This window comes from Nitrosomonas sp. Nm132, from assembly GCF_900100485.1.
Taxonomy (GTDB): domain Bacteria; phylum Pseudomonadota; class Gammaproteobacteria; order Burkholderiales; family Nitrosomonadaceae; genus Nitrosomonas.
The window spans coordinates 69857-82948 of the sequence record NZ_FNDH01000006.1 but is presented as its reverse complement, the minus strand read 5'-3'; the positions used below and the strand labels follow the sequence as shown (position 1 = coordinate 82948).

Annotated in this window: 9 protein-coding genes; 4 read left to right on the top strand and 5 right to left on the bottom strand. The window is 46.1% G+C overall.

Annotated elements, in window-relative coordinates; genetic code table 11:
- Window positions 1-227: 227 nt before the first annotated feature.
- From rlmKL to BLP80_RS04010, 5 genes are all read right to left on the bottom strand, one after another.
- Window positions 228-1283: a bifunctional 23S rRNA (guanine(2069)-N(7))-methyltransferase RlmK/23S rRNA (guanine(2445)-N(2))-methyltransferase RlmL gene (gene rlmKL / locus BLP80_RS04030; protein WP_256324942.1), complete on the bottom strand. Its 1056-nt coding sequence runs from the start codon at window positions 1281-1283 to the stop codon at window positions 228-230.
- Between the two features lie 93 nt (window positions 1284-1376).
- A complete protein-coding gene (locus BLP80_RS04025) occupies window positions 1377-1589 on the bottom strand; it encodes an RNA-binding S4 domain-containing protein (RefSeq protein WP_090540389.1) in 213 nt (70 codons plus the stop codon).
- Window positions 1586-1837 (bottom strand): VF530 family protein, encoded by a 252-nt coding sequence (locus tag BLP80_RS04020; RefSeq protein WP_090540448.1) that lies wholly within the window; start codon window positions 1835-1837, stop codon window positions 1586-1588. Before BLP80_RS04020 ends, BLP80_RS04025 begins: the two co-directional genes overlap by 4 nt.
- A 104-nt stretch (window positions 1838-1941) precedes the next feature.
- Window positions 1942-2910: a toll/interleukin-1 receptor domain-containing protein gene (locus BLP80_RS04015; protein ID WP_090540388.1), complete on the bottom strand. Its 969-nt coding sequence runs from the start codon at window positions 2908-2910 to the stop codon at window positions 1942-1944.
- Between the two features lie 167 nt (window positions 2911-3077).
- On the bottom strand, window positions 3078-4187 hold the full coding sequence (locus BLP80_RS04010; RefSeq protein WP_090540386.1) for a TolB family protein: 1110 nt from the start codon (window positions 4185-4187) through the stop codon (window positions 3078-3080).
- 162 nt (window positions 4188-4349) lie between these two features.
- Between BLP80_RS04010 and BLP80_RS04005 the strand changes: the two genes are divergently transcribed.
- From BLP80_RS04005 to BLP80_RS03990, 4 genes are all read left to right on the top strand, one after another.
- A complete protein-coding gene (locus tag BLP80_RS04005) occupies window positions 4350-7736 on the top strand; it encodes a M20/M25/M40 family metallo-hydrolase (protein WP_090540384.1) in 3387 nt (1128 codons plus the stop codon).
- A gap of 163 nt (window positions 7737-7899) precedes the next feature.
- On the top strand, window positions 7900-11487 hold the full coding sequence (locus tag BLP80_RS04000) for a PIN domain-containing protein (RefSeq protein ID WP_090540382.1): 3588 nt from the start codon (window positions 7900-7902) through the stop codon (window positions 11485-11487).
- A 333-nt stretch (window positions 11488-11820) separates the two neighbouring features.
- Entirely contained in the window at window positions 11821-12258 is a 438-nt protein-coding gene (locus BLP80_RS03995) for an ATPase (protein WP_218120370.1), read from the top strand.
- A gap of 100 nt (window positions 12259-12358) precedes the next feature.
- Entirely contained in the window at window positions 12359-12544 is a 186-nt protein-coding gene (locus tag BLP80_RS03990; protein WP_090540381.1) for a hypothetical protein, read from the top strand.
- Window positions 12545-13092: the final 548 nt, after the last annotated feature.

Genomic DNA, 13092 nt, shown 5'->3' with positions numbered 1-13092 from the left:
AACCTGGCGCGTTCAGTTAACCCGAATATTTCATAAATTCGCGTGATGATAACGCAGGATTTTGATTAATAGGGAAGTTTTGAGAAGGAAGGGTGTAGTGACTCATACACCCGACTGAGCAAAATCTTTCTTATTAATCAAAAGACAAGTGAGGGCACGTGCCAATTTATGAAATATTCGGGTTAACACATTGCACCTGAGTCCTTTGATGATATGCAAGCATGCGCTCACCAAGAAATTCTCCAGCAATAATGAATCTTGGCATCGCGGGCGAAATCCTCGGGTACCGTTACCGCGCTGATGTCATCGATGATCAAATCCGCCAACGCTTCTTTATCCAGTTTGAACCGGCGGAAGTTCGTTGAAAAATATAATATCCCACCTGGCGCCAGTAAGGCTGCGGCGTTGCGGATCAGTTGCACGTGGTCGTTTTGGATGTCGAAGGCCTCGTCCATTTTCTTGGAATTGGAAAAGGTCGGAGGATCGAGAAAAATCAGATCGAACTGCGGCTTTTGTTTTAAATTGACCTGCTCGATCAACCATTGCAGGCAATTGGCGCGCACCCGTTGGTGATCGCCGCGAATGCCGTTGAGGGTGAAATTCCGTTGCGCCCAATCCAGATAAGTGTTGGACATATCGACCGTGACGCTGGACACCGCGCCGCCGATCGCTGCATGCACCGTGGCGCTGCCGGTGTAGGCGAATAAATTCAGAAAGCGTTTGCCCTTGGCTTGTTGCTGAATCAGCAAACGCATCGGCCGATGGTCGAGAAACAGGCCGGTGTCCAGATAGTCCTCGAAATTTACCCAGAACTTGCAGCCGCCTTCTTCAACGACATGGAAATGGCCGGAATCACCTTGTTTCTCGTATTGATCGGTGCTTTTCTGTTTGCGGCGGATCTTTAAAAACACCTGTTCAACAGGGATTTCCAGCACTTGGGTTATTTCCGCTATCGCCCCGGCCAGCCGCTGATTGGCCTTGGCGGGATCGATCGTTTTGGGCGGCTCGTATTCCTGCACGTTGACCCAGGTTCGCTCGCCTTGATAAACATCCACTGCCACCGCGTATTCCGGCAGATCGGCATCATACAGCCGGTAGCAATGCACCTGATTCTGTTTGGCCCATTTGGTCAGTTTTTTCAGATTCTTGCGTAAGCGGTTGGCGAACATTTCCGCCTGGCCGCCAGGCTGTTCGGTCTGAGCGCAGCGGCTGATTTGCTCGATGCGTTCCTGTTGGGATTTAGTTTCCGGTTCAGAGAAGACTTTTTCCTGGTTCTGCCGCATTATCTAGCTACAAAAAAGAGATTCAAGGTGAGTTATCTTGTCTTGAAACAAGGTGATTTTATCCTGCCAAAGTATAAAATTGTTCCGCAAAACTCAGCTTGTCACAGTGATTTGCTGCCCAGCATATTCCACCACCTGGCCATGGCGAATCTTGCAGGTCTTGCGCAGCTCAATCTGACCCTCCACCTTGACTTTACCCTTGGTGATTACGATCTTGGCTGCACCGCCACTTTCGCACAGGCCGGTGATCTTCAAGAGATCATTCAGAGCAATATAGTCGCGACCTTCGAGGCTGAATTCATTCATGATTTAACCTGTTTCAGCTGGATATAGATAGCTTCGACCTTCTCTCTGGCCCACGGCGTCTTTCGCAGAAACTTCAAACAGGACTTGATGCTGGGATCCTGCTTGAAGCAATTGATATCCACTTTCTTGGCTAACCTCTCCCAGCCATATTGCGCATGCAGTTCGGTAAGCAGCACCTCCAGGGTAACCCCATGTAAGGGGTTCTTGGGTTGTGAATGATTGTTATCTTCTGGAGTGGAATCGTGCATGGCGATTATCTGGTTAACAGTTAACAGGAGCCCATTATACGCTCCCCATCCGATTGGGCGTGAAACTACTGAAACACTTAACAAATTAACCCTGACAGCTCTCTTTACGTCTGTTTTCCAAACCATTTGAGCTTGTATCGCACCATCTTCTCAGCCAGATCGTCATAGTCTTTCCAATCCTGGTGGGTGTGGATGCGCACATGAGGGTTAGAACCGGGAATCTCTCGCATGAGAAAGGGTAAATGGTCGCGGTCACGCACGAAATAGTGGGAAAAGCGGTTCAATGCCAATGCGAAGCCCGCCTCGAACAGTGCACTGGTGACCAGTTTCTCAGGATAAACCAGCACAAACTGACGGCTCAGTTGCAGTGCTTTCAGATCATCCAATACTGAAACATCGAGCGTGTCGAAATCCGAGATGCTCTCGATCTTTTCCGCGGCCCAGTATACGGACAGCCCGCAATTCTGCTTGAGGGCATCGAAGATCTTTTTGAACTGCGCCCGACTGCTTTGATAGGCCTTATCCGTTGAGAAAGCAGCCATGGGCGTGGAAAGGAACACGTCATACAGAAACTGGTCAGAACCGGCCGATGCTTTCTTTGCTGCCTGTTTCACCGCCGTCTCCAGATCTGGCCAATGCAGTGCAAACGCGTGCTGCAACTGCTTCTCGGTAAGTTGCGCCGCACCGAGCTGGTCATTGATCACAGTAACCAGCTTTTCGATTTCTTCCCGGTCGAGCAAAGTGGCATTGAACTGAGCCAGCGGGCCCGACAGATCAGTGGCCTTGAGATCGATCAGCAAAGGCACAATGCCCGCCTCTTCAAAACGCTTGCCAAGCGCGCCGGCTTCGTAAAGGATCCATGGGGCGGAGCAATTGTCACGGGTCAGGCATAGAATCCCAAATTCGCATTCATCAAGCACCGAGCTTAACTCGTGGAACCAGTGACTGCCTTTGGCAATGTCGTCTGACGACAAAAAAACATCGACCGCCTGAATGACATTCGGCAACCAGTCCTTCATGGCTTTAGCCACCTCGTGACTGACCTCTCCGGACCAACTGACAAATACCTTCATATCCTGTTTCTCTCAATCAATCTGTCGCACAATACACAATGGCGAGTTGCGAGAATCTTGCGCTGGTGAATAAGCACAGTTGAGCCTGAATAACGCTCCTTCAGTCGCATCAGGAAGAACAGACTCAAATGAAGCGTCTTTTCTTGCCATTGATTTAATTAATCACTTTATTGTAAGGAAAGACTCTCTAGCGCTTTTTCATGATTCCATTTTGCGTGAAAGAGATGACCTTTTTTCTCGGGTGTACGGTCGCTGGTCCAGGTCAGATATTTGCCATCGGGCGTAAATACCGGCAGGCCGTCAAAACCTTCCTTGTCCGTCACACGCACAGGCTCTTTGTTGCCTTCCGCATCGACGATGTAAAGCTCAAAATTCCGGTGTCCATGGACGTTGGTCGAGAAAATGATGTATTTTCCGGAAGGATGATAGAAGGGCGCCCAGGACATCATTTTGAGATGGGTAATTTGTTTCTGGTCCGATCCATCGATGTTCATGGTAAATATTTCCGCTTCTCTGCCATTGGCTGAAAAGCGGCGCCAAACGATTTTCTTGCCATCCGGACTGAAAAATGGACCGCCATCATAGCTTTGTGTATGGGTTAATCTTTTTACGGTGGAGCCATCCGCATTCATGATGTATATATCGATTAAAGAGGAAGGATCCTTTTTGAAAAGCGCTGTTTCTTCCTCGGATAATTGTTCGGTGTAGGCCCTGCGATTGGAGGCGAATGCGATCAGTTTGCCATCAGGAGACCAGGAGGCTTCCGCATCATAGCCCAGGGTATTGGTGAGGTTCCTGATCTTTCCACCTTCAAAATCAGTCTCATAGATATCATAAAACTCATCATAATCCCAGGCGTAGGATTGCCGCTCGCCGGATTTTCTTCTTTTAATTTCGGCGGTCATCTTGGTTTTGGCATCAGGGTCTTCATGGGTAGAGGAAAACAACACTTTTTCTTGTGAAGGATGCACCCACGAACAAGTGGTTTTACCGGTACCGGGCGATACTTGCTGAACTTTTCCACTCACCAGATTCTTCAGGTAAATCTGATAAAATGGATTTTCATCGGATACTTCAGCCTGATAAGCCATCCACTGCATATCTGCACGATAATAGGCTTCGCCGACTCTGACTTCCTTATCTGAAAGCTGATACTCCTCGGTAATAAGATCTGCTGCACTGGCATGGGCCGCGGTAAAGAAAAAAAGCGCTGCTAACAGTTTCTTGATCAATAATGGAGAATCAGTAAAAGAAGATTTCTGTGTAAAATTTTTCATTTGACTTATAAGCCTCGTTGCTAAAGAAAAATCATTTAAACATAGCTTTAAAAAGAAAGTAAACAAGATGTCATTTCCAACAAGCTGTTCCGGAAGGGTTTGGTGATCACGTCAATATCCGTCAGAATAAGTTGAATAACAAATAGCTATAAAATTTAAAGAATGAAAAAATCGATCAAATTGAGTGTGACATGGGGTTTCATCATCAGTTGCTTACTCTATGGCGTAACGGTGTTTGCAAGCAGCGAGACATTTCATCATCAGATGGAAATTACGCTCTCGCCAGATACTTCTGAGATCCGGCTAAAAGATCAGGTGCGCGTTCCGGAACGCTACCGGAATCAACCCACAGCGATTCAGCTTGATTTCAGCCTGCATGCCGATTTAACGGTGACTGAAGTGGAAGGTGCGCATCTTACCTTACAGAAAAGTAATGCTGCTTTGAGTGCCAGACCGGTTCCATTAAAACTGTACACTTTGACCTTGCCGCCACAACAAGAAGAATTTACTTTAACTTTCAACGGAAAAATCAATCACGCCGTGCAAGGCCCCGCTCTGGAATACGCACGCAGTTTCAGTTACACCCCTGGGCTCATCTCAAATGAAGGGGTTTTTCTGGCCAATTCTACCGCCTGGTATCCGCAGTTTGAGGATGCCATGGTGTCATTTAACTTGAATATTCAAGTGCCAGCCGACTGGGACATCATTAGCCAGGGCACCTTGGTGCGTGAGCAAAAAACAAAAACGACCCACAATGTAATTTGGGAAGAGAAACAGCCGCAGGATGACATCTACATCGTAGCGGGGCGATATCAGCGCTACACACAATCAGCGGGCGCGGTGAATGCATTCGTTTATTTGCGCAGTGCGGATGAAGCATTAGCCCAGAAATATCTGGATACCACCGCTCAATATATTGCCATGTATAACAAGCTGCTGGGGCCTTACCCGTATTCAAAATTTGCCCTGGTCGAGAATTTCTGGGAAACCGGCTACGGCATGCCTTCTTTTACGCTACTTGGCCCCAAAGTAGTTCGTTTTCCTTTCATTCTGCATTCTTCCTATCCGCATGAAATTTTGCATAATTATTGGGGGAATGGCGTATTTGTCGATTATGCCAAAGGGAATTGGTCGGAAGGATTGACTGCCTATCTCGCTGATCACCTGGTGAGCGAGCAAGGCGGCAAAGGTGAGGAGTATCGCCGCGATGTGCTGCAAAAATATACTGATTTTGTGAGTAAGGAAAAAGACTTCCCCATTGCTCAATTTACTTCGCGTCATAGCTCCAGCTCAGAAGCCGTGGGCTATGGAAAAACCATGATGTTTTTTCACATGTTGCGACAAGAGCTCGGGGATGAGGACTTTGTCCGGGTGTTACGCGCTTTTTATAAACAGTTTAAATTCAAGCAAGCCACTTTCGAGGATTTAAAGACGACCTTTAACTCACTCACGGGCAAGGATTTTTCTCCGTTTTTTTACCAATGGGTCTATCACAGTGGCGCTCCCAATCTCTTGCTGCAAGATGCACAAGCCGAACCCACAGCCCAAGGATTTAAGCTCAAGGCGGTCATCAAACAAACCCAGCAAGGCATACCCTACCAGCTCACTGTGCCTGTCGCTGTTCATCTGCAAGGGGAAGCGCAAGCTTATCAGACTCAAATCACCCTCAATCAGCCTACCCAAATGATCGAACTGGATTTGCATGCGCGACCCGTGCGCATCGACATTGATCCGCAGTTTGATGTGTTCAGGCGTTTGGATAGCCGCGAAATCCCTTCCGCCTTGTCCCAAGGATTTGGCGCGGAAAAACCCTTATTAGTGCTGCCAGCTAAAGCGGATCAGGAAATATTACAGGCGTATCAGTTGCTGGCAACAAATTGGCAAAAAACCCAATCCGGTCTGCTGGAAGTGGTGCGCGATGATCAACTGAATACGCTGCCCACCGATCGGACGGTCTGGATCATGGGCTGGCAAAATAGATTCAGCCAGGCGTTGGTCACTACTTTGTCAGGACAAGGTGTGGCTTATCGCTCAGGCGCGCTGCAGCTGGATCAGCAAACTTATCAGCAGGCAAAGCACGCCATTGTACTGACAGCAAGACAACCCGCCAACCCGGATAAAACCCTATTATGGGTGGCATCCGATCATCCCAAGGCGATTGCAGAATTGGCCAGAAAGCTGCCGCATTACCGCAAATACAGTTACCTGGTCTTTGAAGGCGATGAGCTGACTAATGTGAGCAAAGGTCAATGGCCTGTTACTCAATCACCCTTAACCCAGTTGATCAAGCAGAAAGATGAGGTATCGTTTACTTCCACCCACGTGGGCACTTTGGCACCCCGCCGCGCATTGGCGGAGTTACCCCCGCTGTTTTCTGAAAGCCGCATGCTAGTGGATATCACCCATTTAGCCAGCGAAGCCTTTAAAGGACGTGAATTGGGCAGTCCGGAATTGGATACCGCCGCAGAGTATATCGCACAGAACTTTCAGCAGGCTGGCCTGCTGCCCGGTGGAGATGACAACAGTTATTACCAGATCTGGCAGCAGGATGTGGGCGCACCGAAAGGAAAACTCACTTTGCGTAATGTAATCGGAATTTTGCCTGGCACTAATCCAGAATTAGCCGGGCAAAGTCTGGTGATTGGTGCGCATTATGACCACCTGGGCATGGGCTGGCCGGATGTGCGCGCCGCTAACCAGGGGAAAATTCATTACGGTGCAGATGACAATGCCAGCGGGATTGCAGTCATGCTGGAGCTGGCGCGGCAGATCGCCGCTAAGTGGCAGCCGCAACGTACCATCATTTTTGTCGCTTTTACGGGTGAAGAAGCCAGTCTGCTGGGTTCAACGCATTACGTTAACAATGCAATAAACTATCCGGTAGAAAAAATAGCCGCGATGCTGAATCTGGATACGGTAGGGCGGTTGGGCAACAATCCGGTTACCCTGTTCGGCGCCGGCACTGCTCGTGAACTGGTGCATGTTTTTCGCGGCGCAGGCTTTGTCACGGGTATTCCCATCAACGCTGTGCAGAATGATTTCGGTTCCAGCGATCAGGCCGCTTTCATCAAAGCGGGCGTGCCTGCCGTCCAGTTTTTCGCCAGCGCACATGAAGACTATCACGCTCCCGGCGATACCGTAGATAAAATCGATGCAGCCGGACTCGTGAAAGTGGCTGCCATCCTCAAGGAAGCAACCGAATATCTGGCCAACCGCGTCGAACCTCTGACCGTCATTCTGAACACTGAAAATGCGCAACCTGAATCCACACCAGCAAAGGATAAACGCCGGGCCAGCCTCGGCACGGTGCCGGATTTCTCCCATCAAGGCGAAGGCGTGCGCGTGGATAACGTTATCCATGGTTCCCCGGCACATCAGGCGCAGTTACAGGCAGGCGACATTCTGATTCAACTGGCTGGCCAACTGATCAGCGATCTGGCATCGTATGCCAATATCCTGAGAACGCTTGAGGCGGGGCAGAAAACCGTGCTGCAATACTTGCGCAACGGCGAAGTGAATACGGTTGAGGTGATGTTGGTTAAGCGTTAATTGGATCATCGAGATTAAGTTTGGATAACTTACCAGCGAAGCTCTTTCAGACTGGAAAATGTCTATGGAACACTCGTCCGGAGCGCATTTAAGGGTGAGTTGGATTTGTCGCAGGTACCGCTGAGATTAATATGTATCAAAGTAATAACGAAGATAAAATTTTATGAGACACGTTCCTACAGCGCTTTATATCGATACAGAAGTGTTCAAAGGTCAGAGTCTCAGATTGGATTCCAAAGCATTTATCCTACTAATTGACACATTCGTAAAAGAAGGTATCCGACTTCTCGTTCCTGAAATTATGGAAAGGGAGTTACTCAGACATTACAATAATCAAGCAACTAAAGCCACAAATGATCTTTTGGATGCATACAATGCACACCCCATTAACTCATTATCCTTAAATGATATTCCGTCCCAAAAGGATTTAGAAACACAGTGTCTTACTACAATGGTTCAGCAGTGGGAGGACTTCAAGAAGCATTTCATCGTGGAAAAGCTTCCGCTTGTCGGATGTTTGGATGATGTGATCGATTGGTATTTCAATATTGAACTACCATTTGAACCCAAGAAACTAAAGGAATTTCCCGATGCTTTCATCCTGAGCACGCTAGATCATTATCATAAGGAACACAAAGCAAATATTGCAGTCATTAGCAAAGATAGTGGTTTTTATAAAGCTTGTATTAACCGTCGTTACATTTGGTGTTTTACTGATCTAAATAAGTACGTAGAAGCATTTAAGCCTGAATTTTCAGGCGAAGATCGCGAACCTGAACCGATTGATCCCACTAAACCGATAACTACTGAAGATTTGACCGAACTGAAGGCAATTCTTGGTCGAGGCAATGATGTAACATCTATTGAAATCGGACGGGTTCTCCAGCTATTGCGGAGTCGTGGATCAAACTACGATTACTTTTTTCAAAATGCCCGTGATCCCATTTGGCTTGATCATCTTTCATCACAAGGATTTTTCCAAAACCCTCCAGAAGTTGAGAAAACAGCAGAAGGCAGTTACCGAATACCAGACTGGCCTCCACTCTACTACCTTGTGCGCGTGTACGAAGCTGCTCCAGAAAAGACTCTTGCTGAAATTGAAAAGATCCCTGATACAAACAATTTCCGTGTATTGGAGGGCATAGTTGAAATTGTGCTGAAATCGGATTCAGCTAATATTATCGTCAGATTTTCTCACAAGATTTTATCGTTTATCGATAATATTCATTGGGGGCATGACAAAATCATTGGATTGCTTAAAAAACCTTTTTTCTTCGATAAAGAGCTTTCTGAATTTGCTACTTCATTCTTATTCAAACTTGTCGAGTTTCTTCCTGATCCAAAAACGAAAGAAAAACAAAAACACAGAAAAGAAAGTCCTGATGATGGCTGGAGGGCTTCATTGGAACCAAACCCGCGCTTTCATGAATGGGAATATCAGCAGATTCTCGAAAACGGCATCCGTCCACTGACCGAACAGGAACCTTACCAAGTCGCCCGTATCTTGATTGACGCGACTGCGAGTATGATCCGGCTAAGCATCCACCTCGATGACCTCGAAAAGGGTAGCGATGAAGATTTTTCCGAGATATGGTGCCGTCACCTGGATCGCCCGGATCGGGATTATCAGATATCCAAAGAAACCTTGGTTCATACCTTGACCTATGCGTGCGAGAAAGTTTATGAAAAGCCCCCTGATTTAATTGAAGCACTTGACCAAGCTTTGCGGAACCAGCAGTGGAAAGTTTTTAAGCGTTTACGCCAGCATCTTTACGCGCAAAATCCGAGCGATCAAACCTTACCCTGGATCCGTGAATTCATTCTAGAGTACAAAGATTACGACAAGTGGGATTATCACCAAGAATTCCAATTGATGATCCGTAAAGCCTGCGAGTATTTCGGTGTTCTCTTTCTTAGCGAAGCGGAGCGAGCGGAAATTTTCGATGCTATTTTAAGTGGCCCACCGAAAGAAGATTTCCGTGAATGGATGGGAGAAGGTTTTACTGAAGAGAAATTCCAGCAACGGCAACGCCATTTCCATCGGAAACAATTACATCCTTTTAAAAACTTGCTAAGTGGAAAGTATCAAAGCCACTTCAATGAGCTCGAAAATGCATTGAAGGATAAGCCATTATCTGATGAAGACTATGCACCCATGGGAAAAACACAGTGCGGAAGAGTCTCTTACCAGAGCCCGCAGTCACCCGAAGAATTGTCCAAGCTTAAAGATGAGGAACTACTCAAGTACATCAACGACTGGCAGGAAATACATCATGACAAGAACGATTGGTTGATTGAAATCAACATTGAAGCATTAGCTGGAGCTTTTCAATCAGTTTTCAGAAATACGATTGTTGCAAATGCGGATCGCTTGGCATTTTGGTTAGAAAATTACAAGCGCATTGAAAGGCCTATTTACATCAGATTTTTGATTAAAGCCTTGCAGGATCTTGTAAAGGAACACCATTTCGAAAAGCTGGAGCAATGGATTGAAGTCTGCAATTGGGTTTTATCACATCCCGACATTGATAGCGGGGAAGAATTGAGGCGAAGCGATGAATTAAAAGAAAATCCAGACTGGCGAAGTTCGCGGCGTGCTGTGATAGATTTTCTTGACGCATGTTTAGATAAGGATAGCAATACTCCAGTTAGCGCAAGAGATAGTTTGGCAAAGTTACTGCGTTTGTTATGTATCCAGTTTGACTGGCGATTGGATCGTAATAAACCAGTTATTTTGAATCGCGATGATCCAATCACAGAGGCGCTTAATAACATTCGAAGCTTAGCATTGGAAAAGCTTGTCAATTTTGGTTTCTGGGTGCGCCGTTACTTACCAGAAGATTTAGTGCCGGAAGTTACGAAAATACTCGAAGAACGTTTTAAGTCCGACACGAAATTTCCACTTACAAAACCGGAATACGCAATTCTTGGTGTGAATTTTGTCCGCATTTATAATTTGAATCAAAATTGGGCGATTCAACACAAAGCAAATTTTTTTCCACAGGAAAATATTATCTTTTGGCTGCAAGCTTTTGGCAATTATTTGCGATTTAATCACCCAATCAAGCAGATCTTTGTCACTCTGAATGAAGATTTTGTGTTCGCGCTCGATCATTTGGAAGAATTGGAAACCATGAAGCCGTCTGAAACAAAAGTTGCTGATAATCTTGGACAACACCTATTCACCTACTATCTGTGGGAAGTCTTTCTACTAAAAGGCGAAGATAGCTTGCTGGAAAGATTCTATGAAAAGACGGCTGGAAACCGCGAAAGCTGGGTAAATCTTTTTGAATATGCCGGTCGTTCGTTGAAAAATAGCGGGAATTTTTTGGAAACCGGTTTGGTTGAGCGCATCACTGCTTTTTTCGATTGGCGATTTGAAGTTAACGAACCAAACGAATTACAGAAATTTACCTACTGGCTGGCTGCAGAATGCCTTGATCCTGATTGGCGTTTGAATACCTATTCGAAGATACTTGATGTCTGTCGAGCAAAGGATGCGCACCTTTCGGTTGTATTGGAAACGTTGAACAAACTGCTCGCAAGCCATACGGCTCAGGTCGTTGAATGCTTTGCTAAGATCACGGATTGGCTTGATCAGAACGGTAATCTCTATATACAAGTTGACAAAGCAAAACCAATCCTAAAGGCAGGTCTTAATAGCGGAGATTTGCAGATTCAGGAAAATGCTAAACGTGCACAAGAAAACATTTTGCGCATTGGACATTTCGATTTTCTAGATAATGATTGATAGGGAGCTAGATTTAGTATGGTTCTCCAGGAAATGTATATGCGAAAACAGCTGCTTAAGGATGTGGCAGGTTTTTATCAACACTGTACCAGTAACAAATGGAATTCAACTTGACTAGGGAGCCAGGTTTATAAACGACTGAGCGGATCAAATGCCCGTTTAAACGATCTGTAAACTACGTTTGCCAAGGATGCCGGGAAAATAGATATGACCTTCACCTCTGGACTTATCATCACAAACCGCTTACCTCCTATGATCATCCAAATAAAACGGACACTGAAACAACATAAGGAAGCGGTGTAATACCCAACTGCTGGATCATTGCCGACCCTAATGGCTCGGGTAAGACCACATTTGCATTGGAATATTTGCCTAAAGTGGCACACTGTACCCAGTATTGTTAATACCGATCTAATTGCGGTGGGTCTTTTCCCGCTGGCACCGGAACGAGAACTTATTGCGGCAAGCCGTATCTTTCTAAGCGAGATTGAAGAAAACATCAAGCGCCGAGAAAATTTTGCATTCGAAACTACGCTCTCAGGTCGTAGTTATTTACGCCTGATCAATCGGCTACGGCGTGATGGATGGCAGGTGGAGCTGATCTATCTTGCTTTACCCAATATCGGCATGTCGAAAATGCATGTGGCGGAAAGAGTTGCGCACGGCGGTCACAATATCCCGCTGCGCGATATCGAGCGGCGTTTTTCACGCAGCCTTGGCAATTTTATCAATGTATTAGCCATAAGGTTGATAGTTGTATTTGTTTCATGAATGATGGTGAAAGCCAGATTTTAGTATTTGAACAGAAAAGTGATAGTCGTGATATTTTCCACGAAGTTTATTATCAAAAGTTATTAAAGGAAGTCACGCAATGAAGATCACTCTGAAAAGAACGCCCTCTGAAGGGAGTCAAATGATACTGGATGCGTTGCAGAAAGCTGTATCACAGGCGCCTGAAAAGAAACGCTGCCTGGGTCAGTGCGCTATAGTTTGGCGGGATGGCAGGCCGGTGAAGATCGGTGAAGATGCGCAAAAGACACCAGAAAATTTTTCCTGACAAAATAATCTGGCTTGGTATATCGGCATTAAACTGAAAATAAACCTCAAAAAATCCAACCTTGATCGTTTGAAGGCCACGGATGCCGAGTTGCAATTTAGGCCAACTGAATTAAACGGGAAAATCGAAACCTGGAAAGACGTGTACGGAATTGATAAACGTTACAAAGTCAAATGTTGCGGTGGACATGTGAAAGCCTGGTTAGAAGAACTTCGCATTCTGAATAGATCATATGGAATAAGTGCAGGCTCCTTTCTCAATACAATAGCGGTTGGCATATCGCGGTATCCCTTGTTTCCATGAAAGTAGAATTCTTCAATGTTAGCGAAAGTTGTCGCTCCTGGTCTCCTGCCTACCACGACACTTGCACAGCGCTGGCTTTGCCCGGGTTGGTTCAATCAAATGACGAAGGATTAACCCGAATATTTCATAAATTCGCGTGATGATCACGCAGGATTTTGATTAATAGGGAAGTTTTGAGAAAGAGGGGTGTAGTGATTCATACACCCGACTGAGCAAAATCTTTCTTATTAATCAAAAGACAAGTG

Coding starts and splice junctions, on each gene's coding strand:
- rlmKL (WP_256324942.1), bottom strand. CDS start 1,283: ATGCGGCAGAACCAGGAAAAAGTCTTCTCTGAACCGGAAACTAAATCC.
- BLP80_RS04025 (WP_090540389.1), bottom strand. CDS start 1,589: ATGAATGAATTCAGCCTCGAAGGTCGCGACTATATTGCTCTGAATGAT.
- BLP80_RS04020 (WP_090540448.1), bottom strand. CDS start 1,837: ATGCACGATTCCACTCCAGAAGATAACAATCATTCACAACCCAAGAAC.
- BLP80_RS04015 (WP_090540388.1), bottom strand. CDS start 2,910: ATGAAGGTATTTGTCAGTTGGTCCGGAGAGGTCAGTCACGAGGTGGCT.
- BLP80_RS04010 (WP_090540386.1), bottom strand. CDS start 4,187: ATGAAAAATTTTACACAGAAATCTTCTTTTACTGATTCTCCATTATTG.
- BLP80_RS04005 (WP_090540384.1), top strand. CDS start 4,350: ATGAAAAAATCGATCAAATTGAGTGTGACATGGGGTTTCATCATCAGT.
- BLP80_RS04000 (WP_090540382.1), top strand. CDS start 7,900: ATGAGACACGTTCCTACAGCGCTTTATATCGATACAGAAGTGTTCAAA.
- BLP80_RS03995 (WP_218120370.1), top strand. CDS start 11,821: ATGGCTCGGGTAAGACCACATTTGCATTGGAATATTTGCCTAAAGTGG.
- BLP80_RS03990 (WP_090540381.1), top strand. CDS start 12,359: ATGAAGATCACTCTGAAAAGAACGCCCTCTGAAGGGAGTCAAATGATA.